Consider the following 25,252-nt stretch of genomic DNA (forward strand, 5'->3'; position numbering starts at 1 on the left):
ACAATGACAATCCAACAACTTGAATACATCATTGCAGTGGACAAACATCGCCATTTTGGCCATGCAGCGGAATCCTGTTTTGTTACCCAACCCACCCTCAGTGCGCAAGTAAACAAATTGGAACAAGAGCTCGGTGTCATTCTTTTTGACCGCTCCAAGATGCCCGTGATTCCAACAGAAATTGGAGCGACTATCATCGAACAAGCCAAGAAAGTGACTTCTCACAGCAAGGGTATTTTTGAATTGGTTAGCCAGCTCAAAGGGGATGTTTCCGGAGTGATCAAGATTGGCATCATTCCCACGCTTGCCCCCTATCTGCTGCACCGTTTCATTCGGGTTTTTCTCGAAAAATATCCCAATGTTCAGCTTCAGGTTGAGGACTTGATTACCGAGGAGATTCTAAAGAGACTTAAAAACGATGAAATCGATCTTGGGATTATTGTTACTCCTTTGGAAGAACCGGGGTTTTTGGAAAAGCCCATGTTCTATGAAAAATTTTATGCCTATTTATCAAAAGACCATCCTCTTTTGAAAAAGGATCGCTTGGATATCAAGGATCTTGAGAATGCAGATATGTGGGTGCTTCAGCAAGGTCATTGTTTCAGGGATCAGGTGCTCAACCTATGCAACAAAACCAAATTCCATAGGATGAATTTTCATTATGAAAGCGGCTCTTTGGAAGGGCTAAAAAACATGGTGAATAAATACCAGGGAATCACCCTTCTTCCAGAATTGGCCACCTTTGATTTGACCGAGGAGGAAAAACTCCGGCTAAGAAGATTCGACAAGGAAGAACCGATACGCGAGGTAAGTATTATTCTGACAAGAAGTTTTTTGAAAAAGAAATTGGTGGAGCTTCTTTACAATGAAATCACCGCATCCATTCCCCATCCAATGACTTCAAAAGCGCATGGAAAAATCGTGAGATTCAAGTAGCAAAAAATTATTAGAGCAATTGGTTCTTTCCATCCATTCATTCAGAGAGGAAAAGAAAATGTTTGATTTTATTAACAGTGTTTTTTTTCTCTACAGCTTTCAAAAAACAATTTGAAACCTATTTGAAATATTCGAGGTTAAGTTTGGATTGGAAGAACATTGCTAACTATTCCAGAATATTTATTTGGAATATCCACCCCGTTTTTGAATCATGTACAGAAAAATCGTTTTTTTGTTAATACTCATTCTTTGTTTGCCTTTCTACTCACCTACGTTTGGCCAAAACATTTTCAAAAAATATGTCAACGGGATCATCAATGACACTTCTGACATCAGGGAACCCCAATTTTTGATGTATCCAACGGTTGCCTATTCTCCCGAAACAAGTTGGGAAATCGGATTTTCTTCTCTCTATGTTTATTATCCAAAAAAAGACACCACCAACAGACTAAGTGAGGTCAATGCCTTTACATTTTTTACCCTTCAGAATCAATACGGACTTTGGTTGGATCACGCATTGTACACGGATAAAAACAAATGGTTTTTTCTGGGAAGGTTGCGCCTTCAGAGTTTTCCGCTGAAATACCACGGAATTGGCATGGATTCCCCTGCGGGATATTTGGCACTTGTAGAAGCCAATCAGATAATGATCAGAGAAAGAGTACTTCGGCAGGTAAGAAAAAACCTTTTTTTTGGACTTCAGGCTGACTTTCAGCGACTAGGCGGTGTGGATTTTAAGGCCTCACCCGAAAACCCGACAATTGATTTGCCAACAGGAAGCGAAGGTTCTACAAATTTGGGTTTGGGAGCTGGGCTCGTTTATGACAACAGGCACAATGTGCTCAATGTGAGAAAAGGACTGTTTTCAGAATTGGCCATTTTGAGATATACCCAAGCACTTGGCGATTTTGGTTTTACTTCGGTTCTATCAGACACAAGGATTTATAGGCCGATCGGAAAAAACAATGTGCTGGCAGCCCAGCTTCTTGGCCAGTTCACTACAGGGGATGTTCCTTTCAATCAACTGGCCTTGATGGGTGGTGACAACATGATGCGCGGATATTATATGGGCCGGTATCGGGACAAAAATCTACTTGCTTTCCAAGTAGAAAACCGATTCCTTCCGCTCCCTTTGGGTTTTTCAAAGCGGATAGGAGCAGCGGTTTTCGGAGGATTGGGGACAGTGTTTCCCGATTTCCAAAAAGCATCGATTCACAAAGTGGTCTGGTCAGCGGGTGCCGGTTTGAGGTTTCTTTTGTTTCCCAAAAAGGACATTTATACCCGTTTCGATCTTGCCTATACGCAGGAAGGATCCGGAATTTATCTTTTTATTGGAGAGGCTTTTTGATGAAAATTCTTACTCCACTTTGGTTGGGTTTAAAGAATTCTTTACCGATAATGATCAGCCGATCAATTCCGCCCCTATCCCATTCCCCTCAGGAAAAGTGATTGAATCCGGCGTTATCCTGACTCCTGTGGCAATGTCATGCGCCAGCAACATGGCTCCGTCCATATCTACATAATCCAATAATGGGGCAATGTGGGCGATGGCAGTGATCCCAATTGAGGACTCGGTCATGCAGCCCACCATGGTTTTCATACCCAAAGATTTGGCTTCTTGCAGCATCCGCAGTCCAGGTGTGATTCCTCCAGCTTTCACCAACTTTACATTGATGCCGTGGAAGTGACCAAAGCATTTTCTGACATCTGATTCGATGATACAGCTTTCGTCTGCAATTACGGGCAATTTGCTGAATTTGAAGACCTCTTTCATCCCCTCCAGATCATCTTTGGGGAGAGGCTGCTCCATAAATTCGACCTTGAGTCTTGCCAGTTCTTCCGAATTCCTGATGGATTGTTCCGCTGTCCAGGCACAATTGGCATCAATACGGAAGATGGAATCCGTATATTTTCTAAGCTCACGGATGATTTCCATGTCATGGTCCGTTCCCAGCTTGATTTTATAAATGGGCCAATCCACCTCCTTCATTTTGGAGACCATTTTTTCGATGGAATCTATGCCGATCGTAAAATTGGTGGTGGGGGTGTTTTTTGGATCGAGTCTCAGATATTCGTAAAGCTTTTTCCCCTGTCTTTTGGTAAAAAGATCCCAAGCCGCCATATCCAAGGCACATTGTGCAAATGGGTTGGTCTTAAAGATTTCTTTGGTGTTTTCCCAAAGCTCCTCTGGTGAATTCCAATGGCCATTTTCTACCCGATCTTTAGCCTCTTCCAAACAATGGGTGATGTTCTCCGCCGTCATTCCATAGAAGGGATTGGTGGTGGTTTCTCCATAACCATACATTTCTCCATCATCCAAGCGGACTATCACCGTGTCCTGAATGTCCCGGCTTTGATGGGCAATCGTAAAAGTGTGCTTTAGAACAAGATCTTTGACAATGTAGGAGAGCTGCATAAAAATGAATTTATATTTTGGCCAAAAGTAAGTGTATTTTTTTGCTTAAGTCCATAACTTACACGGATTATTCCATGAAATCAAAGACCCGCATGATTCCTTCATTCAGTTTCAAATCCACCAGTTTTTCTGCCTTGTTGTTCCTGTTTTTTCTTTTTTCCTGTCAAAACGAAAAAAAGGAATTTCTTGCATTGGACATCAGTCTTCTGGAGGCGGCCCATGAACAGTACCAAGAAAAGTCCATCACAGAAAGAAGATTCAAGCATGCCCAAGCCATACCCTTGGTGAAAGGGAGATTGGGCGGACATTTTGTTGTGGAAGAAATAGGGGAATCTGTAGAAGGGAAGAAAATCTTCCAAATGACCATCGGTGATGGTCCTACCAAGGTCATGCTTTGGTCACAGATGCATGGCAATGAAAGTACGGCCACCATGGCACTTTTTGATCTTTTCAATTTTTTGGAAGCCAAAGATGATGATTTTGAAGACCTCAGGAATACCCTGAAATCCAAACTCACCCTGAGGTTTATCCCCATGGTCAATCCCGATGGAATGGACAACTGGACCAGAAGAAATGCTTTCGACATTGATCTTAACCGTGATGCCATCAAGCAAACTTCGCCGGAGGCCATTGTCCTCAAAAATGCCAGAGACAATTTTTCACCAGCATTTGGATTCAACCTTCATGACCAGCAGGTCTATTATAATGTTTCTCAAACAGAAAAGCCTGCTACCATTTCCGTCTTGGCTCCCGCATATAATTATGCAACAGAAGTGAATGATGTCCGAAAGAATGCCATGCAGGTCATCGTGGGAATGAACCGTGTCCTTCAGCAAATCGTCCCTGGCCAAGTCGGGAAATATGACGATGCTTTTGAACCAAGGGCTTTTGGCGACAATTTCCAGAAATGGGGAACAAGTACCATTTTGATTGAATCTGGAGGCTATAAAGATGATCCCGAAAAGCAGTATATCCGTAAGCTCAACTTTATTATTATCCTCAATGCACTTTCTGAGATCGCCAATGGCTCCCATGGTCAATATGTTTTGGAGGATTATTACAAGATTCCTGACAATGATTTAAAGTTGATGGACTTGATTCTGAAAAATGTGGCCTTGGTAAAAAATGAGACCAATTATGGGGTTGACTTGGGTATCAGAAGAAGAGAGGCCGATGCAAACGATAGTTTTTTCGTGAATGGAACCATTGATGATTTGGGCGACTTATCCGTTTTTTATGGTTTCGAGGAATTCGATGCCGCAGGAATGGAAGTGGTACAGGGCAAAATATATGAAACAAGCTTCAAGAATCCGGAGGAAATCACGATGGAAAAATCCATTGAATTGCTGAAAAAGGGGTTTTTGGGAGTTAAAGTGATAGAATCCTTGGATAGACAAAGTCACGCTTTCCCGATTTTGCTGTTGAAGAACAAGACAGAAATTCCAACTGGAATAGAAATGGGGGGAAGTCCCAATTTCTTTCTGGCCAAGGACGGAAAGTTGAAATATGCTGTTGTGAATGGCTATTTGATCGATCTGGAAAATCCGACTACTCAATCCTATAGACAAAAGGTGATGTGAGTGACCTTGATATAGGCATCCTTTTTTATATCCAAAATGATTATTGATCAGGAATTGTTTTAAATTGGTTTACCTAAAATTCATTATCTATGAAAAATCATCTTACCGCGGTTATTTTTGCAATCGCCATAATAATCTCCTCCATTGTTTTGGCAAATTCCATTGTGAACCGCAACAAAAAGGCTGGAGCCGTCGATGTGACCGGCTTAGGAGAAAAGAATTTTTCATCCGATTTGGTGGTTTGGGAGGGGAATTTCAGTAGAGAAAATTACGATATCAAGTTGGCCTATGCGGATTTGGAGAAGGACAAAAAAGCAGTAACCGACTATTTGGTCGCCAAGGGAATCCCAATAGAGAAGATCATTTTCTCCGCCGTCAGCACCAATCCCAGATACCAGCAGAATTACAGCAGTACCGGCAATTTTATGGGACAGACTTTTTTGGGTTATGAACTCAACCAATCCATTCAGATCGAATCCAAAGAAATAGAAAAAGTCGAGAAAATCTCGCGTGAAATTACGGAACTGTTGATGCAGGGGGTTAAATTCTATTCCCAGCCTCCTCGATATTATTATACCCAACTCGAAAGCCTCAAGATTGAAATGATCTCGAAAGCCACCGAAGATGCAAGGCTCAGGGCCGAAAAAATCGCCGAAAATTCAGGGTCGAAATTGGGTAAATTGAATTCCGCCAATATGGGGATTTTCCAGATTACAGGCCAAAATTCTACAGAGGACTACTCCTGGGGAGGCACCTTCAATACTTCTTCAAAGGAAAAAACCGCCTCGATCACGATGCGGTTGAGTTATGGTATAAAGTAAATCATCTTCCCATATAATCAAAAAGGGCACGAAAGGTTTATCCCTTCGTGCCCTTTTTGATTCTGAAAATGCTGGATCTATTCGATCTCGCTTTTTACTGTTAGTTCTATTTCTTCTCCTGAGTCGTCCAGGAATCTGTACTCCGTCACGGGTAGTGAGGAATCTCTGATCAGTTTTACCCACTTAAAATATTTGAAAAACCATTTTACACGTTGGGAAATAATCCCGTTGGTAAAATATGCATACAGGTATGGGTGAAGCCCGATGTGTATGCTTGAAACATTTTGGATAGTAGCGATATGCTCGAGGTCTGTTTCCAATTTGTCGGCGACCAATATGGAAGCCTGAATCTTACCGGTGCCATTACAGGCTGGGCAGGTTTCTTTGGTGACAATGTTTACTTCAGGTCTTACCCGCTGCCTGGTGATCTGCAAGAGACCAAATTTGGTAAGCGGCAAAACAGTGTTTTTTGACCTGTCAGATTTCATTTCGTCTTTCATCGCTTCATAAATAGCCTTCTTGTTGTCGGCTTTTTTCATGTCTATGAAGTCAATGACGATGATGCCTCCCATGTCTCGGAGGCGTAGTTGTCGGGCAATTTCTTTTACAGCTGCCAGGTTGGTTTTTAATGCCGTTGTTTCCTGGTCACTTTCTTGATTGGATTTATTTCCGCTGTTCACGTCGACGACGTGAAGGGCTTCGGTATGTTCAATGATAACATAACCGCCTTGTGGAAGACTTATCGTCTGACCAAACAAGCTTTTGATCTGCTTTTCTATTCCAAAACTTTCAAAGAGCTTTGCTTTACCATTGTAAAGCTTGACAATTTTTTCTTTTTCAGGGGCAATCGTCCTTATATAAGTCCGAATCTGATCGAAAATCAACTCATCCTCTACTGTGATTGCATCGAATGATTCGTTGAGCAGGTCTCTAATGATGGAGGATGCCATGCTCATTTCTCCGATTACCTTGTCGCGGCCTTTGGCTTTGGCCAATTTTTTCATTCCTTCTTCCCAAGTGGTCACCAGATTCCTGAGGTCTTTGTCCAATTCTATAACGGATTGGCCTTCGGCAACGGTTCTGATGATGACGCCAAAGTTGGCGGGTTTGATGGAAGTGATGAGTCGGACCAGTCTTCTTCTCTCTTCTGCACTTCGTATTTTTTTCGATACGTTGACAGAATCCGAAAATGGGACCATTACCAAATAGCGACCGGCAATGGAGAGCTCACACGATAGTCGTGGGCCTTTCGTTGAGATCGGCTCTTTTACAACCTGAACCAATATTTGGCTGTTTTTAGAAAGGACATTGGAAATTTTCCCAAGCTTTTCTATTTCAGGCTCCAAACCAAACCCTTTTAAGTTGTAGTTGGTGGCATTTTGAGTGAGTATCTGCTTCGTGTATTTGTTCAAGCTGTTGATCTGCGGACCCAAATCCTGATAATGCAGGAAAGCGTCCTTTTCATAACCAACGTCTATGAAGGCTGCATTGAGCCCATTGACAATTTTACGAACCGTACCCAGATAAATATCACCGACTTTAAACTGGTTGTCTTCCCCACCGGAGTGGAGCTCTACCAAGTTTTTGTCCTTCAAAAGGGCTATGCGACTACCGCCTTGAGCAGAATCGATTACTAATTCTGTGCTCAAATCGTGTCTCTGTTTATAATGTAAATGAACGTTTAATGTAAAAACTCAAATAAGAAGAAGTGTACTACTTCTTCTTATTCTTATGTCTGTTTTTTCTTAATCTTTTCTTACGCTTGTGCGTAGCGATTTTATGTCTTTTTCTTTTTTTACCGCAAGGCATGATGATGTATATTTAAAGTTGAACAATTATTTATAACCTTTCCAAGTAACTTTCTACACTTGACAGCACCATAGGGTCAGTACTCGTGCTTTTGACTATCTGGAACTGCTTTTTTGCTTTATTATTTTGTTTTGATTCGAAATAACTCACTCCCAAGTAAAACTGACCCTGAATGTTTTCCGGATACAATTTTACCAATTCCTCAAAACGTTCAGCAGCTCTTTTGTATTGGCCGGATTGCATTGATAGCAGGCCCATATTGAAAATCGCTTGTTCGTTTTGTGGATCTTCTTCCAATATTTCCCTCAGCATGGTGATGCCTTGCATTGGGTTGGAAGAGGAAACATAAGTCATGGCAACCTTTGTTTTTAAATCCAATCGTTTTGGATCTTTTTCCAAAACCTTATTGAGGTAATTCCTTGTTTTTTCAGCAAGAAAAACGAGTTTTTGGTCATTCAAAGCAAAACCAAATGCCTCGTAATACGCATTTCCCGCTTTTTCCCATCTCTCGGCATTGTCAATTTTTTCTGCAGCCCTTTCATAATAAAATGCTGCGCTGTCAAATTTACCGATTTGGTTGTACAATAAAGCGATAGAGTCTGCGAAGGTAACGAATTTTTCTTTATTTTCTTCTCTATCCAGTTTTGTCACAAGTGAGGTGATCGTTTCCCTTTCAGAAGCAGAAATTGGCGCATTGTGCAATGCTTCGGTTTCTGCCACAGGGTTTGCTTCATTACTGGATATTTCTGAATTGCCCTCGTCATTGTCGATAATTACCCTCGGAAGGAGAAATAAAACGCCGATAGCAATTATTGCCAAGGCGAGAACTAAGATTTGGGTTTTTTTCATAGAGAAAAAATAGTCCTCAGGACTATTCCTGAGGAGATAATTCCTTTATTTTCTTGCTGTTTTTGATTTTCTCAATAAACACTTTTGAAGGCTTAAAGGCCGGTACATAATGCTCATCGATTACGATAGCTGTATTTTTGGAGATATTTCTTGCGATTTTTCTAGCCCTCTTCTTGTTAATGAAGCTGCCAAAACCTCTTACATAAATGTTCTCCCCGTCTGCCATGGAATCTTTTACTACCTTGAAGAATGCCTCAATTGTCTGAGTTACATCGTCTTTCTGGATTCCTGTTTTGTCCGAGATCTTGGTGATTACTTCTGCTTTAGTCACTGTAGATTATATTTAATTTGTTATCGAATAAGCTTAACGACCTATTAACCAACTGTTTTTGGGATTGCAAATTTACACTAAGCATTTCAATATAAAAACAAATTGTTCAAAATTAGCTTCATTTGTTTGATGAAAAAGTAACCTGATAAAATTCCCTATTTTGAAATATAAGCATTTTGCCCATAGATTGTTGGATTGGTATGGCCCAAACAAAAGAGATTTGCCTTGGAGAAACACCAATGACCCCTATATCATTTGGTTGTCCGAAGTGATTCTGCAACAAACACGCGTAGCCCAAGGACTCCCATATTTCGAGAAATTTCTTCAAAACTATCCCAAAGTGCAGGATTTGGCACAAGCGCCAGATGAGGAGGTGATGCGGCTTTGGCAAGGCTTGGGTTATTATAGCAGGGCACGTAACCTGCATCAGTGCGCAAAAGACATCGTTGAAATTCATGGTGGGGAATTTCCTGGTTCCTACAAAGAATTGTTGAAGTTAAAAGGTGTGGGTTCCTATACTGCTGCCGCCATCTCTTCCTTTGCTTTTGGCGAAGCCGCAGCGGTTGTGGATGGAAATGTGTTCAGGGTCTTGAGTCGGTATTTTGGAATAGAAACAGATATCGCAAGCCCCGCGGGGAAAAGGGAATTTGAAATCTTGGCAAATCAAATCATTCCAATATCTGCCCCAGGAGAATTCAATCAATCCATCATGGAGTTTGGTTCCCTTCAATGCAAACCCAAAAACCCAAACTGTCTGGATTGCCCTTTAATGGAAGGATGTTTTGCTTTTAACAAAGAAATGGTCGATCAGCTCCCCTTCAAAGCCAAAAAAATCAAGGTCAAGGAAAGATTCTTTACTTATCTGCACATCACGAGCGGAAACGAAACCGTGATTCGACAAAGAACAGCCGGCGATATTTGGCAAGGATTGCATGATTTCCCGCTGATTGAAAGCAATGACCTGGATTTGGAGAATCTGCAGCTTCTCCTCTTGGACCCTGAACTCAATTCCTTGGATCCAACTGTCAATCTCAATTCAGGAAAAATATTCAAGCACTTGCTTACCCATCAAAGAATTTTCGCAAAATTTATTTCCCTGGAGATAGAAAGAATACATCGGGCTAATCTATTGATCTGGGCAGAAAAACAAGGCTACCTCCTTGTCAATGACTCGGAGTTGGAGAACCTTGGTAAACCTAGGCTGATCCTTAAGTTTTTGAACGGTGAAAAATAATGCCTAAATTCATGTTCAAATTTTTTTACACACAATAAATTCAAAAATATGGCAGGAGTAAATAAAGTAATTTTAATAGGTAACCTAGGTGCAGATCCTGAAGTAAAGCACTTGGAAGGTGACAAAGTTGTCGCCAATATCAGTTTGGCCACGACAGAATCCTACAAAGACAAAAGTGGCAATAGGGTTGACAATACCGAATGGCATGATTTGGAATTATGGGACGGTCAAGCTAGAATCGCAGAACAATACCTTAAAAAAGGCATGCAACTCTATGTGGAGGGAAAAATCAAAACGGATACTTGGCAGGATGAGCAGGGGAATAATCGTAAAAAAGTCAGGATTAGGGTCTTAAGCTTTACCATGCTGGGTGGAAGACCTGAGGGTGGCAGCACTGCTTCCGAACAACAGCCATCTGGAAATTATGCAAACAAACCAGCGATGAACAGTCCCAATCCACCGGTGATGGAAAGTGCATCCACGGATGACGATTTGCCATTCTGATATGTTTTTTGAAATTTTCATCAGGAATTGGTTAATTTTGCGGTGATCATTTAAAATTTTGATGGACGACCCCTATCCGAGTATACTTTTGCTGGCTGAAATGGCCCCCATTTCAGCTGGCTATCTTTTGTTAAATGGATTGATTTTTATTATTCTTTTAATTCTTTCTGGCTTGATATCCGGATCAGAAGTTGCTTTTTTTTCCCTTGACGCAAATGATCTTGGGGGGCTGGATAATCAATCTGATGACAGGGCAAACAAAGTGATAGAATTGGTTGGATCCCCTCAGCAGTTGTTGAGTACGGTCTTGATCTTAAACAACCTTATCAACGTAGGCATAGTTACGCTGACCACCTTTGTCACCTGGACATTGTTTGGTACAGGTGCATCTGGCATTGTGATCATTTTAGTTCAAACTGTAGGCGTTACATTCGCCATCGTATTCTTTGGTGAAATCGTTCCAAAGGTGTACGCAACCAAGGCCAAAATTGAGTTTTCATTGATGATGGCCAAGCCTTTGTCGTTTTTTTCAACGATACTGAAGCCACTTTCTTTTTTCTTGATGTCCATCAGCAATATTATCGAAAGGAGAATTGAACGAAAAGGATATTCAATGTCAGTTGGGGAATTGCATCAGGCTTTGGAGATTACCGCCGAAGACACGACGGACGAAGAAAAAGATATTTTAAGGGGAATTGTGAATTTTGGGACTTTGTCTGTGAAGCAGGTGATGCATTCCAGAATGGAAATCACAGCAGTGGAAATCGGGACAGATTTTCATGAGTTGATGGATAAAATCAATAAAAGTGGATATTCCAGAATCCCGGTATACCGCGAAACGATCGACAGCATAGAAGGAATTCTTTATATCAAGGATCTTTTGGCCCACATTGACAACCAGGAGGATTTTGAATGGCAGAAATTTGTCAGGAAAGGTTTTTTTGTGCCGGAAAACAAGAAAGTGGATTCCTTGTTGAAGGACTTTCAGCAAAGAAGGGTCCATATGGCGATTGTGGTTGATGAATACGGCGGCACATCAGGATTGGTTACTTTTGAGGACTTGATTGAGGAAATCATCGGTGAGATCAACGATGAATTTGACGATGTAGAGGATTTTTATTTCAAAGAATTGGACCCTCAAACTTTTGTTTTCGAAGGAAAAATATCGCTCAACGATTTTTGCAAAAAGCTTGATTTGGACACCCAGATCTTCGACGAGGTGAAAGGGGAAAGTGAATCATTGGGTGGGCTTTTACTTGAAATCAATTCCAGTTTTCCCAAGAATGGGTCGAAGATTGTTTTTGAGAATTTTGAATTTACCATACTTTCCATGGATACCCGTAAAATCAAAAAGATCAAAGTCCATCTTCTTTCTGATAGCGAGGATAATGTGGGCCATAACGAAGATTGAATCAGAATTTAGCGGCAAAATAAAAAGAATGTTTTTTTTATATTTAAAGCATAATATTTTATAATATTTTTTGTTGTCTTTGAAGAAACACCCCTGTTTTAAAAATGCAGGAGAAAAATCTGAAAATTTTTTCAATAAAATTCAGAAAAACCTATTTTTCAATCAATTACGGAATTTGTGGAAAATATGGTTTAAATAGAGACCTGTTTTTAATAAAAATGTATTCCAATTGAATAATTCATTAAAAAAGGAGCGCAATATAAATTAATGCCAATTACAATTAATGGTTTAATTAGGTGTGAACTCTATATTTTAATGCCTTGTTTGTTGCTTGAATTTTAATAAAAAGAAATTTTTTTGTAAATTTTGCAACTCAATCTTAAAAACCTATTAAACTATTATATAATGAATGAAGGCTTATATCGATCAGAATTCGAACATGATTCCTGCGGTATTGGAGCGGTAGTGAATGTGAAGGGGAATAAAACCCATGAAACAATCAGTGATGCTCTTTTCATGCTGAGCAATATGGAGCACAGAGGCGGAAGAGGAAGCGACCCCAAGACTGGGGACGGTGCTGGCATCCTTATCCAAATCCCACACTCATTTTTAAAGGAAGTCTCCTCCAGGGCAGGATTCAATATACCCGAGGCTGGAAATTATGGCGTCGGGATGACCTTTTTTCCCAGAAACAAGCAGCTTTATAAGAAGTCCAAAGAACAACTGAATCAGATCATCAAGGATTTGGGATTCAAATTGATCGGCTATAGAGAGGTTCCAGTCGATGAAACCGTCCCTGGTTCTGGGGCTTTGGAAGTCATGCCAAACATTGAGCAGGTCTTTGTGTCCCATCAAGAGGGGCTGCAAGGGATCGACTTGGAAAGAAAGCTCTATGTGCTTCGCAATTATTCCTCTAGAATCATCAATGAGACGATTTCTGGGGTGAACAATGCATTCTATTTTGCCAGCTTCAGTGCATTTACACTTATCTATAAAGGCCAGTTGAGAACCGATCAGGTTTTGCCTTTTTATAAAGACCTTCAAAACAATAAGATCACTTCAGGATTGGCAATCGTCCACTCCAGATTTTCCACCAATACTTTCCCAAATTGGAGGTTGGCACAACCCTTCCGCTACCTTTCACACAATGGTGAAATCAATACCATCAGGGGAAATTTGAACAAGATGAAGTCCAAGATGACACTGATGAAATCAGTACATTTTTCGGATGATGAATTGTCCAAACTAATGCCTGTGACCAATCAACATTACTCCGATTCAGCGAATCTTGATGCGTTGGTTGAACTGCTGACGCTTAGTGGGAGATCATTGCCACACGTCATGATGATGCTTGTTCCTGAAGCATGGCAAGACAATCAGATGATGGACAAGGACCGAAAGGCATTTTATAAATTCCATGCTGCATTGATGGAGCCTTGGGATGGGCCTGCCGCCTTGTTGTTTACCGACGGGAAATCACTTGGCGCCACTTTGGACCGAAATGGTCTTCGTCCGCTAAGGTATTTGATCACCTCGGATGACAGGTTGATTTTGTCCTCGGAAGCGGGGTCTCTGCCTGTGAGAGAATCTACGATTAAGGAAAAAGGAAGGATAAGCCCAGGAAAAATGCTTTGGGTGGATCTGGAAAAAGGAAAAATTTCTTTTGACGATGAAGTCAAGGCAAGCGTCTGTGACAACAAGCCCTATGACAACTGGGTGCGGGAAGAAAGATTGAAGCTTAGGGTCATGCCCAATCCAAAAGAGCTCGACCAACCCTATACGACTGAGGAAATCAAAAAGAGACAAACGATATTTGGTTACACCTCTGAGGATTTGAAAGTTGTGCTTGCGCCTATGGGTGACACGGCTTATGAACCATTGGGTTCCATGGGTGCAGATACGCCACTTGCGGTACTCTCAAAGCAGAGTCAACACATATCCAATTATTTCAAGCAGCTTTTTGCACAAGTGAGCAATCCCCCTATCGATCCGATCAGGGAAAAATTGGTCATGTCGCTATTCACCAGAATAGGAGAAAGCCACAACATTTTGGATGAAAGTCCGAGACATACCCGTCAGATCCATATTTCCCAGCCGGTGCTGCTGAATGAGGATTTGGAGAAAATCAAACACCTTGAAGAGCAGGGCTACCGCGCCATCACTCTTTATGCGCATTTCGAGACAGATCACAAACCAGGAAGAATGCTCGAAGCGCTGAACAAACTCAGCAGAGAGGCTGAGGGAGCGATTTATGGGGGTAAAAATATCATCATTATTTCCGACAGAAACAGCACTGAAGACAAAGCGCCAATTCCATCCTTATTGGCAATCGGCGCGGTGCATCACCACTTGGTGAACAAGAAACTAAGAACACGGGCAGGCTTGGTCGTGGAAGCAGGAGATATCCGGGAAACGCATCACTTTGCCACTGTAATCGGATATGGTGCCTCAGCCATCAATCCTTATTTGGCCTTGGAGTCGCTTCTTTCACTCAATGAAAAAGGAAGTCTATCCAAGGTAATTCCACAAAAACAACTTTTTGCCAATTACCAATCGGCCATTGGAAAAGGATTGTTGAAAGTGCTTTCCAAAATGGGAATCAGCACCCTGCAATCCTATCAGGCCGCTCAGATTTTTGAGGCCATCGGTCTTGGTCCAGAGGTCATTGACAGGTGTTTCAAAGGAACAGTCAGTCGAATCAGTGGTATTTCATTTGACGAATTGGCAGAAGAAGTCCTGATCCGCCACCATACTGCGTATGAAACCGAAACACCCGTTTTGGAAGCGGGAGGTGTCTATCAGTGGAAAAGAAGAGGGGAAAAGCATTTGTTCAATCCGGAGACCATTCACCTGCTTCAGAAATCAACGAGGCTTAACGATTATTCCCTATACAAGAAATTTGCGGAAAAAATCAATATCCAAACCAAAGACGCCATTACTCTAAGGGGTTTGTTTGAATTCAAAAAAAGGATTTCGGTGCCAATAGAAGAGGTTGAACCCGTTGAAAAAATACTGAAAAGGTTTGCAACCGGAGCGATGTCCTTTGGCTCGATTTCTCACGAGGCACACTCTACCTTGGCCGTTGCCATGAACCGCATTGGTGCCAAAAGCAACAGTGGTGAAGGAGGTGAGGATGAAATCCGATACCAAGTAAAAGAAAACGGAGATTGGGAAAGATCCGCGATCAAGCAAGTGGCATCGGGAAGGTTTGGGGTAACCTCCAACTATCTCGCCAATGCCGCAGAATTGCAGATCAAGATGGCACAAGGTGCCAAACCAGGTGAAGGTGGGCAGCTGCCCGGCCACAAAGTGGATGATTGGATCGGAAGGGTAAGACATTCCACTCCGGGAGTAGGATTGATTTCTCCACCTCCCCATCACGACATTTACTCTATCGAGGATCTTGCCCAACTGATTTATGATCTTAAAAATGCCAACAGAAAAGCCCGGATCAATGTAAAATTGGTTTCCCAGGCGGGCGTCGGTACTGTGGCGGCTGGTGTTGCCAAAGCACAGGCGGATGTCATCCTGATTTCGGGAGCTGATGGGGGAACGGGAGCCTCTCCTTTGAGTTCCATCCGACATGCGGGACTTCCCTGGGAACTCGGGATTTCCGAAGCACACCAAACTTTGGTCAAAAATAATTTAAGGAGCCGTGTCGTGCTCCAGACCGATGGACAGTTGAGAACAGGAAGAGACATTGCCATTGCAACATTGTTGGGTGCCGAAGAGTGGGGTATTTCCACTGGTGCATTGGTCGTGGAAGGTTGTATCATGATGCGGAAGTGTCATTTGAATACTTGCCCTGTCGGCATTGCCACCCAAAATCCAGAACTCAGGAAGTTATTTACCGGAGATCCAGACCATGTGGTGAATTTCTTCACCTTCTTGGCACAGGACCTTAGGGAAATAATGGCCTCTCTGGGCTTCAGAACCATCAATGAAATGGTGGGACAAAGCGATGTACTCAAATCAACCGGTCACTTGAACCATTGGAAATGGGATAAACTGGACGTCAGTCCGATTTTCCACAAAGTGGAAGTCCCTGACCATGTCGGGATATTCAAGCAAATCGATCAGGAGTTTGAACTCAAAAAAGTGCTGGACAGAAAACTGATCAAAGCTTCCCTTCCAGCTTTGGAGCAGGCGAACCCCGTTTCGGGCAGTTTCCAGATCAAAAACACTGACAGGACAGTGGGAGCGATGCTCTCCTATGAAATATCCAAAATCTATGGAAGTCCAGGATTACCGGAAGATACTGTTCAATTCAAATTCCAAGGTTCCGCAGGACAAACTTTTGGAGGATTCCTCACTAAGGGAGTCACGTTTGAACTTGAAGGGGAAGCCAACGATTATTTTGGTAAAGGGCTTTCCGGTGGTAAACTGATTGTATACCCAAGTCGGAATGCCAATTTCCCAGCAGAAGAAAACATCATTATTGGAAATGTTGCCTTTTATGGCGCGACTTCAGGAGAAGCCTATATCAATGGAAAAGGCGGCGAAAGGTTTGCTGTCAGGAACTCAGGTGTAGAAACTGTGGTGGAAGGAATCGGAGATCATGGATGTGAATACATGACAGGCGGACTTGTGATCAACCTCGGTGAAATCGGAAGGAACTTTGCTGCAGGGATGAGTGGAGGACTTGCCTATGTCCTTAAGGATTACCTGCACCTCATCAACACCGAAATGGTGGACATGGATCCACTTAATGAGGATGATTTTGTGACCATCAAAAAGTATTTAAAGAATCATGTGAAACTTACGAACAGCCAACTTGCGTGCAAATTTCTGGACAATTGGGATGGATTCAGAGAAAAATTCATCAAGGTAATACCAAGAGATTACAAGGAGGTTTTGAGAAAGAGAGCATTGGAACAAACAAAAACATTGGTGTAAGATGGGAGCGAAAGAAGGATTTATTTTATTTAAAAGGGAGTTGCCGGAGACGCGCACACCGGAAGATAGACTTAACGATTACAAAGAAATATACAAACCGTTTGACGGAGATAAACTCAACCATCAGGCTGCTAGATGCATGGATTGCGGTGTTCCATTTTGCCACCAGGGATGCCCCTTGGGCAATGTGATTCCGGAGTTCAACGAGGCAGTGTATCAAAATGAATGGGAAGAAGCGTTTCAGATATTGCGGAGCACAAACAATTTCCCTGAATTTACGGGAAGGATTTGTCCAGCCCCCTGTGAGGCTTCCTGCGTATTGGGGATCAATAAAGACCCGGTTGCCATTGAGTTGATTGAGAAAAACATTGCAGAGAAGGCCTATGAACTTGGATTTGTTCAGCCGAGAAAACCCACTGAATCCACAGGGAAAAAAGTAGCCATTATCGGTTCTGGCCCTGCGGGACTTGCTGCAGCAGATCAATTAAACCTTGCCGGCCATGAGGTCACTGTATTCGAAAAAGATAAAAGCGTAGGGGGATTGCTTCGGTATGGAATCCCGGATTTCAAACTGGAGAAATGGGTGATCGACCGAAGGGTAGACATCATGGAAAAAGAAGGCGTGATCTTCTCCACAGAAACCGAGGTGGGATTCAACATCAAAGCGGAGAACATCCTTAGGAATTTTGATGCAGTGGTGTTGGCCACAGGAGCCGCACATCCAAGGGAATTGAAAATCAAAGGGCATGATCTCAAGGGGGTCCATTTTGCAATGGAATTTTTGGGGGAACAAAACCGGGTGACGAGTGGGGAAATCAAAGAAAACCCAATATCAGCCACAGGTAAGCATGTAATTGTGATTGGTGGAGGGGATACCGGAAGTGATTGTATTGGTACATCCAATCGGCATGAGGCTGCATCAGTGACCCAATTGGAGCTATTGCCAAAACCTCCGACCCAAAGGACAATCCTGAATCCTTGGCCGGAATGGCCCATGACGATTAGAACTTCAAGTTCTCATGAAGAGGGTGTCGACCGCGTATTTTCTGTCCTGACCAAGGAATTTATCGGGAATGAAAAAGGAGAGGTTTCCGGCTTGGTACTGGTCGATCTAGAATGGAAGGAACAAAATGGGAGAATGCAATTTGTGGAGATTCCAGATACCGAAAGAACAGTCCCCTGTGATTTGGCATTGATAGCTATCGGATATACCGGCCCAGCAAAAAATGGTTTGTTGGAGTCTTTCGGGGTGGAAATCATGGAAAATACACTTCCCAAATCCAAAAATTACCAAAGTTCCAATAGACATGTGTTTTTGGCTGGTGACATGAGAAGAGGTCAATCCTTAGTGGTTTGGGCAATTTCGGAGGGTCGTGAAGCCGCAGTGTTGGTAGATGAGTTTCTTCAGGGAAGCTCCATGTTGCCTAAAAAGGACGAAAGTCATTTTCAGGTGGTGGATGAGTTTAATAAAATGGATTTATGTTAACGCTAATAAACCTTGAATAATAGAGTAAAGCGAGATAGTAAGTTTAGTTTAACGATGTAAAAATCCCTCCATTTGGAGGGATTTTTTAACAAAAAAGAGAAGGTCAATGACCTTCTCCTTTGTTTTGGCACCCATTTCAGGTGTCATTTTTATTAACCAACCTTGTATCATGTGAAATTTATTTGTCCCTTGAGGGTCTTTTGCGGCGTTGTTGGAATTTTTCACGGTCTGGGTTTTGGCGGGCATCACGGATCGTATTTCTTTTTTCTCGGTTCTCATCCTTTAGTTCCATCCACTTTGTTTTTTGCTCCGGAGTCAAAACCGCTTCAATCTGTGCTTGCTGGTCCTTGTTTTTCTCCATCATTGCGGCTCTTTTTGCCTGCATTTCTTCTTTTCGCGCTTCCATTTCAGCTTGCCTTTTTGTGGCATTCTCCAAGTTGATCTGGTAGATCTGTTTTTTCTGATCCTCGCTCAGTTCAAGTTGTTCTGTCATTTTGGAGGTCATTTTTTCTGCTCTTTCCTCTGGGCTCTGCATCGTTTTTTGATGACCTCGCTGCGCAGATACGGCAAATATGGTCAAAGAGAATATTGCGGCAATTAATAGTGTCCTTTTCATGATTTTCTTAGTTTAAGTTTAAATACAGGTAAAATACTTGGAAATTTTTTTGCAATGCTTCCTTTCCCGGGAATGAATTGGGTATTGTTTCCAAATGTTTTGGAATTTGGTATTTAGACTTAGGTCAAGCTTTAGGGTTTAATCCAGGTCACCGAATAAAATGTTAACAAACCTTAATTGTTATTTTTGGTCAAAAGGAGGTATTATTGAGCATTAAACCCGAATGATGCATTGGGCTTCCTAATAGGGCTGTAACTACACGATAATCAGACTATTTGAATACTATTGAATAGTCCAATCTGGTGAAGTCAAAAACAGCAACAACCAACTGATTATTAAGCAATTTCAGTCCGGAATTGAATTGACAATGCATAAAATGGGTTAAATTCTGAAACCTAATTTTACCCTATGAAAAAATTTCATTATTTCGGCTATGCCAGCAACCTCGATGTAAGCACATTAAAAGGAAGGTTGAAAAAAGAGCCTGTCCTCCTTGGGCTTGGCGTGCTTCCCTCCTATGGTTTTAGATTTAATTTTGAAAATCCGGATGGTTCTGCTCGAGCCAATCTGGTAAAAAGTGAAAACGAGTCTGTTTACGGGTTGATTTTTGAAATCAACCAAGAGGATTTTGACTTTTTCCTTTTGTCAGAACCGGGATATGATTTTGTCCAAGTGGAGGTTTTTTCACAAAAAGGCGAAATGAAAGCCTACACCTTCATTTCCAGCGACTGCAAAGAAAACATATTTCCCAAAAAGGGATACCTGGAAACGATTCTGAAGGGTGGCAGGGCAAATGGAATCCCCAACGGATACCTCGCAGGAATCATCAATCGCGCCGGTCCGATTCAATGACCCAAGGATATTTATGCCTTGTTTTCTTTTTGTTTTACGACTTTTGGCCTGATCAATAGCCTGAGACTGGGGTCGAAGGAAAGATAATTCCAAGCCCAATCGAAAAAAATAAAGAGCTTGTTTTTGACCCCAAGGATGGCCATTAGGTGGATAAACAACCAGGTAAGCCAAGCCATTATTCCTTGAAATTGGATAAAGGGAAGATCCACCACAGCCAGTTTCCTTCCTATCGTAGCCATGGATCCAAGATCTCTGTACCGGAAGGGCTTCCATTCTTGGGATTTTAAAACCCCTTTTAAATTCCCAGCCAAATTATCCGCTTGTTGCAAGGCGACTTGTGCGACCTGGGGGTATCCTCTGGGATCATCGATTTCCATGAGACAAAGATCTCCCAGGGCAAAAACATCCTTGGAGCCTTTAAGGACATTGAAAGTATTCACCAATAGCCTTCCGTTTGCCAATTTTTGTTCATTCCCAATCCCCTTGATGCTTGCGGGTTTTATTCCTGCCGCCCATAGCAATGTTTTTGTTTGGATGGATTCACCACCTTTAAGTTTTACGGTCAGGCCATCATAGTCTTCGACTTGCGTATTCAATAAGACATCTACGCCCAGGTTTTGGAGATATTCCAGGGATTTGTTTTTGGCTGCGGTGGACATGCTGGAAAGTAAACTTCCTCCGGCCTCGATCAAGACCACCCTCATGTTTTTAAAACTCAATTCCGGGTAATCTTTTGGCAGGACATTGTTCCTCAATTCCGCCATAGCTCCTGCCAACTCCACTCCTGTCGGTCCGCCTCCCACGATGACGACATTCATGATCGGTTTCCGCTTTTCTTCTTCGGCGATGTTGATGGCAGTTTCGTAGTTGGAAATGATTTTGTTTCGGATAAAAAGTGCTTCCGATACCGATTTCATCGGCGTGCTAAAAGCTTCAATGTTTTTGGATCCAAAATAGTTGGTTTCCGCCCCCAAAGCCAAAACCAAATAATCATAATCAAGGTAGCCTACATCTGTATAAAGACGATTGATGTTTTGGTCGATTTTTTTGGCTTCCGCCATTCGAAAATGGACGTTTTTGGATTGATGAAAAATTTTTCTCAGGGGAAATGAGATGGCGCTGGGCTCAAGGCCAGAAGTAGCGACTTGATAAAAAAGCGGTTGGAACTGATGATAATTGTTCTTGTCCAATAAAATCACTTGGTAGGCAGTCCCGTTGAGTTTTCTTGCGAGCTTCAAACCGGCAAAACCTGCTCCGATAATGATTATTTTCTTTTGGCTTGTTTTTGGGAGGTTTGGGAGGGGTGCGTCCAAATAAAAATCCATGAGAGTAGTTTTTGATATTCCATTACTGTACGTAAAAACCTTTGATTTAATAAAAAAAGGCCAAATTTTATTTAGGTAAAGCGATTTAATTATCCTTGGGACCTATATTGCCTATGGCAATAAAAAAGATTTATTAATTTTGTCAGTAATAAATTAAAGCGAACATGGGAAGAGCATTCGAGTTCAGGAAAGAACGAAAATTCAAGCGGTGGAATAAAATGTCTAAGGTGTTTACCCGTCTTGGAAAAGAAATCGTGATGGCGGTGAAAGCCGGAGGGCCCGATATTTCCAATAATTCAAGGTTGAGGACCATTGTGCAAAATGCCAAGGGTGCATCGATGCCGAAGGACAGGATTGAGGCGGCAATCAAAAGAGCCTCCAACAAGGACGAAAAGGACTATGAAGAAATCGTATATGAAGGCTATGGTCCATTTGGGATCGCCGTCATCATAGAAACCTCTACCGACAATACCAACAGGACCGTTGCCAATATCAGAAGTTACTTTGCCAAGGCAGGTGGCTCACTGAGCACTTCGGGTTCGGTAAGTTTTATGTTTGATAAAAAGGCTGTTTTTCGATTTTCACAAAACGGTTTGGACATTGAGGAATTGGAGTTGGAATTGATCGATTATGGACTGGAAGAAATAGACGAAAACGAAGGGGAAATTTTTGCCTATACTTCCTTTGAGAATTTTGGCAACATGCAGCATGCCCTGGAGGAAAGGAAAATAGAGGTGATCAATGCCGATTTCCAATGGTTTCCGGCTACCACGATGGAACTCACGCCAGAGCAAGAGGAAGAAATCAATAAAATGATTGAAAGAATTGAGGAAGATGATGATGTCAATCAGGTTTTTACCAATATGACCTGATTTGAATCCGTTTTTTCATACTAAAACAATTTCCGATTAAAATGATTTATCCCAAAAGAAAAAACATCAAAGAAGAAACCAGGCATCGACTCGTGATTGTGGGAAGCAAAAACCCAGTAAAAATCAGTTGTGCAGACAAGGCTTTCCATGCCGCTTTCGACACGGCGTTTATTGTGGAGGGAGTCAATGCAAGTTCCGAAATCGAAGATCAACCCTTTGGTGATGAGCAGACTTACTTAGGGGCCAATAATAGAGCGAAAAATGCCAAGAAAATCTTTCCGGAAGCGGATTTTTGGGTTGGAATAGAAGGTGGAATTGAAGAAAAAGAGGGGGAAATGTCCGCCTTTGCCTGGGTGGTGGTACTGGATAGAGATGACCGGATGGGAAAGGCCAAAACAGCTGTCTTTTTCTTGCCTTCAGTCATTTCTGATTTGGTCAGAGGAGGACTGGAACTTGGTGCTGCCAATGACCGTTTTTTCCAAGAAGAAAATTCTAAACAAGGGGATGGTGCTGTGGGTTTACTGACCAATGGAGCGATCAATCGGAAGGAATATTATAAACAAGCCGTGATTTTGGCACTGATCCCATTTTTGAATGAACCGCTCTACCCTTAGATTTGACAATCGCAGATAGATAGTTTCAATTAGAAAGTATAAGGAATAGATTTTACCTTTGCATCAAGAAATCAGCATAAAACACACATATGTTACAGGAATTAGAAATTGACAATTTACAGGAAGTTGTAAATGAAAACGAATTGGTTGTCGTGCAATATGGTGCCACTTGGTGTGGAAATTGCCGCATCATGAAGCCAAAGTTCAAGCGTTTGTCTGGAGATCATGAGAACATCAAGTTTTTGTATGTGGATGCAGAAAAACTTCCAGAGTCAAGAAAACTGGCTCAGGTGACTAATCTGCCAACTTTTGCATCATTCAAAGGAGGTAAATTAGTAAACCAAACACAAACCAACAAAGAGGAAATCCTAAAAACACTGATCGATGAGATTGCCAATAATTAAACACGTCTTGGGTTTCATTGAATCCAATGACGAAGACTGGGTACAGGAGACGATCGACCTGTTGGAAAACATGACAGAAATTGCATCTCTCAAGGATGAGGAACTGGAAGTGATGGGAGAATTGATCTCTAATCTATATGGTTCTTTGGAGGTCAATAAAATGATCAAGGGAGGTATGGACAAGAAGGAAGCAATGAATGCCTTTATGAAAAGAGTCACTGGTTCCATTGACAAATAAAACAGTAAGCAAAGGTTGTTTAATCACCCGTTAATTTAATCAATGCTTAATTAGGGTTCCGATATGGAACCCTAATTTTTTTTCAGGTTTTCCAAAAACTGACGCAAAGCAACTTGGGCATTGGGATGGGCATCCCATTTTGGACCGATATAATTTTCATTTCTGACCAAAAAGCGGATGTAATATTTGACCACAATACCGGTTTTTTCTTCAATGTTTTCCACTTCCAAGCCCATACTTTTCATCAAATCGCCTTCCCGGGCTTCTAACCGCATCAGGACGAATTGGACCCTATTGGCAATCAATTCGGCATCTGTTCTGTATTCGGTAAGGTATTCCACTTGGTTGGAATAGTGATTTTTTAAGATGCTTTCAATTTCCGCTTTCTCTGCATTTTGCTCCGCCAGAACCGTTTCTGGGGATTTGCCCAACAAATCATACCGGAAAGTACTCAAAAAACCTTCTTCACCCACAGCGCCTGTAAGCGGAACACCCAGCTTGAAGACCTCCAAATTCAGTGGGTTTTTGGCAATAAAACCTTTGGCAGTAGTCAGGCCTTCTGAGGAATTTGGGAATTCAGGGACCTCCAAGACCAAGTAATTTTTGCTGGGATTGGATTTACCAACATTTTCCAAGGTTGTCGAAAGTTCCTCAAGGGAATTTGCTGCGGTGTTCCATCCGCCGGAATTGGAAACGATGTTTTTGTTCTTTGTAAATGGGGTAATATTCAAGACCAATTCTCCGTTTGCTTTTCGGGTAAGGAGGATGATAGTGGCCACCTTTCTTTTGGAAAATGCATCACCATAGCCAGCTTGCACTTCGCCGGACAAGGCGATGTCTTCCAATTCATAATACCCGATGGGGTCAGCGCCTGCTGCCACCAGTGGCGAATGGATTTTCTCAGAAAGTGTTTTCCAGTCCATAGAAGGTTGAGCCTGAGGTGAATTTGAAATCAATACCACCGATTTTCCGTCAAAAAAACTTTCAGGGAGCATGTTTTGACCATTAGCTTTGTGGAACAGAATCAATACAATGATAAATGCTGAAATATATTTCATGATTTTTGGGATCGGACTAGGGAAACCTTACTAATTTTACGAATATACACAACGAGTGATTAATTCTTTCCATATGAAAAACCCAATCAAATTTCTTTCCTTTCTCATTTGGTTGATGCCTGTGGCCTTGTTGGCACAGAGTATCGATGGGAAGACCGTTCTTCAAGACATCCAATACCTTTCAGGGGACCAATTGGGAGGTAGAAAAACGCTTTCGGAAGGAAATATCGTTGCCCGGGAATATATCAAGGAACGTTTCAAGAGCCAAGGCCTCCATTCCCAATTTTCGGATTTCACCCAATTTTTTAACTTTAAAAATGAAAGGGAAGGAAAATTTTATGAAAATGCTGCCAATATCGTTGGTTTTATGCCGGGAAGTGAAACGGACAAACTCATCGTGGTCATGGCCCATTACGATCATATTGGTCAAACAGACGAGGTCATTTTCAACGGTGCAGATGACAATGCCTCTGGAGTTGCAGCATTATTGTCCCTATCTGAATACTTTTCCAAAAACAGGCCGATGCATTCCATGATGTTTGTCGCCTTGGACGCCGAAGAAATGGGGCTTCAGGGTGCCAGTGCTTTGGTGAACGATTTTCCATTTCCCATCGAACAAGTCGTACTCAATATCAACATGGATATGATCAGCAGAAATGACAAGAACGAATTGTATGCCGTCGGCACCTATCATTATCCAAAGTTGAAGCCAATTCTTGAAAAAGTTTCCCAAGGAAAATCCCCCAAACTGATGCTGGGCCATGATCAGCCCAACACCGGTTTCGAGGACTGGACCATGTCCTCCGACCATGCGCTATTCCACAAAAATAATATCCCTTTTATCTATTTTGGTGTTGAGGATCACCAGGATTACCACCAACCCACAGATACTTTTGAAAATATTCACCCGGAATTTTATTTGGGAGCGGTTCAATTGATCGTGGATGCCTTGATCGCATTTGACAAAGAATTGATACCTTTAAAATAAAAGGAATAAGCA

General features: G+C 42.0%; 22 protein-coding genes. 15 read left to right on the forward strand and 7 right to left on the reverse strand.

Features of this window, described 5'->3' with window-relative positions; all coding sequences use genetic code 11:
• Nucleotides 1-3 precede the first annotated feature (3 nt).
• Nucleotides 4-936 carry a hydrogen peroxide-inducible genes activator gene (locus tag Q7J63_RS09140; protein ID WP_304885565.1) on the forward strand — a complete coding sequence of 311 codons (933 nt, stop codon included), beginning with the start codon at nt 4-6 and terminating at the stop codon, nt 934-936.
• 211 nt (nt 937-1,147) lie between these two features.
• Entirely contained in the window at nt 1,148-2,284 is a 1,137-nt protein-coding gene (locus Q7J63_RS09145) for a BamA/TamA family outer membrane protein (RefSeq protein WP_304885567.1), read from the forward strand.
• Nucleotides 2,285-2,338: 54 nt separating this feature from the next.
• On the opposite strand, the gene Q7J63_RS09150 is transcribed toward Q7J63_RS09145, so the two are convergent.
• Complete coding sequence (locus tag Q7J63_RS09150) at nt 2,339-3,352, reverse strand: dipeptide epimerase (RefSeq protein ID WP_304885569.1); 1,014 nt, start codon at nt 3,350-3,352, stop codon at nt 2,339-2,341.
• A gap of 74 nt (nt 3,353-3,426) precedes the next feature.
• Between Q7J63_RS09150 and Q7J63_RS09155 the strand changes: the two genes are divergently transcribed.
• Both Q7J63_RS09155 and Q7J63_RS09160 read left to right on the forward strand, forming a co-directional pair.
• A complete protein-coding gene (locus Q7J63_RS09155) occupies nt 3,427-4,932 on the forward strand; it encodes a M14 family zinc carboxypeptidase (protein ID WP_304885571.1) in 1,506 nt (501 codons plus the stop codon).
• A gap of 89 nt (nt 4,933-5,021) precedes the next feature.
• Nucleotides 5,022-5,753 carry an SIMPL domain-containing protein gene (locus Q7J63_RS09160; RefSeq protein WP_019595906.1) on the forward strand — a complete coding sequence of 244 codons (732 nt, stop codon included), beginning with the start codon at nt 5,022-5,024 and terminating at the stop codon, nt 5,751-5,753.
• A gap of 77 nt (nt 5,754-5,830) precedes the next feature.
• On the opposite strand, the gene Q7J63_RS09165 is transcribed toward Q7J63_RS09160, so the two are convergent.
• The 3 genes from Q7J63_RS09165 to Q7J63_RS09175 form a co-directional block, all read right to left on the reverse strand.
• Nucleotides 5,831-7,402, reverse strand: coding sequence for an Rne/Rng family ribonuclease (locus tag Q7J63_RS09165; RefSeq protein ID WP_019595905.1), 1,572 nt, complete (start codon nt 7,400-7,402; stop codon nt 5,831-5,833).
• Nucleotides 7,403-7,592: 190 nt separating this feature from the next.
• On the reverse strand, nt 7,593-8,411 hold the full coding sequence (locus tag Q7J63_RS09170) for a tetratricopeptide repeat protein (RefSeq protein ID WP_019595904.1): 819 nt from the start codon (nt 8,409-8,411) through the stop codon (nt 7,593-7,595).
• A gap of 22 nt (nt 8,412-8,433) precedes the next feature.
• Entirely contained in the window at nt 8,434-8,742 is a 309-nt protein-coding gene (locus Q7J63_RS09175; protein ID WP_019595903.1) for an HU family DNA-binding protein, read from the reverse strand.
• 160 nt (nt 8,743-8,902) lie between these two features.
• Between Q7J63_RS09175 and mutY the strand changes: the two genes are divergently transcribed.
• From mutY to Q7J63_RS09200, 5 genes are all read left to right on the forward strand, one after another.
• The gene (mutY, locus tag Q7J63_RS09180) at nt 8,903-9,976 is read left to right on the forward strand and encodes an A/G-specific adenine glycosylase (protein WP_304885574.1); all 1,074 of its coding nucleotides are present in this window, start codon (nt 8,903-8,905) and stop codon (nt 9,974-9,976) included.
• A 48-nt stretch (nt 9,977-10,024) separates the two neighbouring features.
• Nucleotides 10,025-10,480, forward strand: coding sequence for a single-stranded DNA-binding protein (locus tag Q7J63_RS09185; RefSeq protein WP_019595901.1), 456 nt, complete (start codon nt 10,025-10,027; stop codon nt 10,478-10,480).
• A 61-nt stretch (nt 10,481-10,541) separates the two neighbouring features.
• Nucleotides 10,542-11,891, forward strand: coding sequence for a gliding motility-associated protein GldE (gldE, locus tag Q7J63_RS09190; protein WP_304885577.1), 1,350 nt, complete (start codon nt 10,542-10,544; stop codon nt 11,889-11,891).
• 405 nt (nt 11,892-12,296) lie between these two features.
• Nucleotides 12,297-16,787: a glutamate synthase large subunit gene (gltB, locus tag Q7J63_RS09195; protein WP_304885579.1), complete on the forward strand. Its 4,491-nt coding sequence runs from the start codon at nt 12,297-12,299 to the stop codon at nt 16,785-16,787.
• Nucleotide 16,788: 1 nt separating this feature from the next.
• Complete coding sequence (locus tag Q7J63_RS09200) at nt 16,789-18,273, forward strand: glutamate synthase subunit beta (protein WP_019595897.1); 1,485 nt, start codon at nt 16,789-16,791, stop codon at nt 18,271-18,273.
• 178 nt (nt 18,274-18,451) lie between these two features.
• Here Q7J63_RS09200 and Q7J63_RS09205 read toward each other — a convergent pair whose 3' ends face one another.
• Nucleotides 18,452-18,889 (reverse strand): DUF4890 domain-containing protein, encoded by a 438-nt coding sequence (locus tag Q7J63_RS09205; protein WP_304885581.1) that lies wholly within the window; start codon nt 18,887-18,889, stop codon nt 18,452-18,454.
• Nucleotides 18,890-19,297: 408 nt separating this feature from the next.
• Between Q7J63_RS09205 and Q7J63_RS09210 the strand changes: the two genes are divergently transcribed.
• Nucleotides 19,298-19,741: a gamma-glutamylcyclotransferase family protein gene (locus Q7J63_RS09210; protein ID WP_304885583.1), complete on the forward strand. Its 444-nt coding sequence runs from the start codon at nt 19,298-19,300 to the stop codon at nt 19,739-19,741.
• 11 nt (nt 19,742-19,752) lie between these two features.
• On the opposite strand, the gene Q7J63_RS09215 is transcribed toward Q7J63_RS09210, so the two are convergent.
• On the reverse strand, nt 19,753-21,066 hold the full coding sequence (locus Q7J63_RS09215) for an NAD(P)/FAD-dependent oxidoreductase (RefSeq protein ID WP_019595893.1): 1,314 nt from the start codon (nt 21,064-21,066) through the stop codon (nt 19,753-19,755).
• A gap of 164 nt (nt 21,067-21,230) precedes the next feature.
• Here Q7J63_RS09215 and Q7J63_RS09220 point away from each other — a divergent pair, with 164 nt between their 5' ends.
• From Q7J63_RS09220 to Q7J63_RS09235, 4 genes are all read left to right on the forward strand, one after another.
• Nucleotides 21,231-21,938 carry a YebC/PmpR family DNA-binding transcriptional regulator gene (locus tag Q7J63_RS09220; RefSeq protein WP_019595892.1) on the forward strand — a complete coding sequence of 236 codons (708 nt, stop codon included), beginning with the start codon at nt 21,231-21,233 and terminating at the stop codon, nt 21,936-21,938.
• Nucleotides 21,939-21,979: 41 nt separating this feature from the next.
• Nucleotides 21,980-22,552, forward strand: a complete 573-nt coding sequence (yjjX, locus tag Q7J63_RS09225) for an inosine/xanthosine triphosphatase (RefSeq protein WP_304885586.1) — start codon at nt 21,980-21,982, stop codon at nt 22,550-22,552.
• 89 nt (nt 22,553-22,641) lie between these two features.
• Nucleotides 22,642-22,956 carry a thioredoxin family protein gene (locus Q7J63_RS09230; RefSeq protein WP_019595890.1) on the forward strand — a complete coding sequence of 105 codons (315 nt, stop codon included), beginning with the start codon at nt 22,642-22,644 and terminating at the stop codon, nt 22,954-22,956.
• Entirely contained in the window at nt 22,937-23,194 is a 258-nt protein-coding gene (locus Q7J63_RS09235) for a hypothetical protein (RefSeq protein ID WP_304885588.1), read from the forward strand. Before Q7J63_RS09230 ends, Q7J63_RS09235 begins: the two co-directional genes overlap by 20 nt.
• Nucleotides 23,195-23,265: 71 nt before the next feature.
• On the opposite strand, the gene Q7J63_RS09240 is transcribed toward Q7J63_RS09235, so the two are convergent.
• Complete coding sequence (locus tag Q7J63_RS09240) at nt 23,266-24,252, reverse strand: NTPase (RefSeq protein ID WP_304885590.1); 987 nt, start codon at nt 24,250-24,252, stop codon at nt 23,266-23,268.
• A gap of 73 nt (nt 24,253-24,325) precedes the next feature.
• Between Q7J63_RS09240 and Q7J63_RS09245 the strand changes: the two genes are divergently transcribed.
• The gene (locus tag Q7J63_RS09245; RefSeq protein WP_304885592.1) at nt 24,326-25,240 is read left to right on the forward strand and encodes a M28 family peptidase; all 915 of its coding nucleotides are present in this window, start codon (nt 24,326-24,328) and stop codon (nt 25,238-25,240) included.
• Nucleotides 25,241-25,252 lie beyond the last annotated feature (12 nt).

This window comes from Rhodonellum sp., from assembly GCF_030656585.1.
In the GTDB taxonomy this organism is placed as follows: Bacteria; Bacteroidota; Bacteroidia; order Cytophagales; family Cyclobacteriaceae; genus Rhodonellum; species Rhodonellum psychrophilum.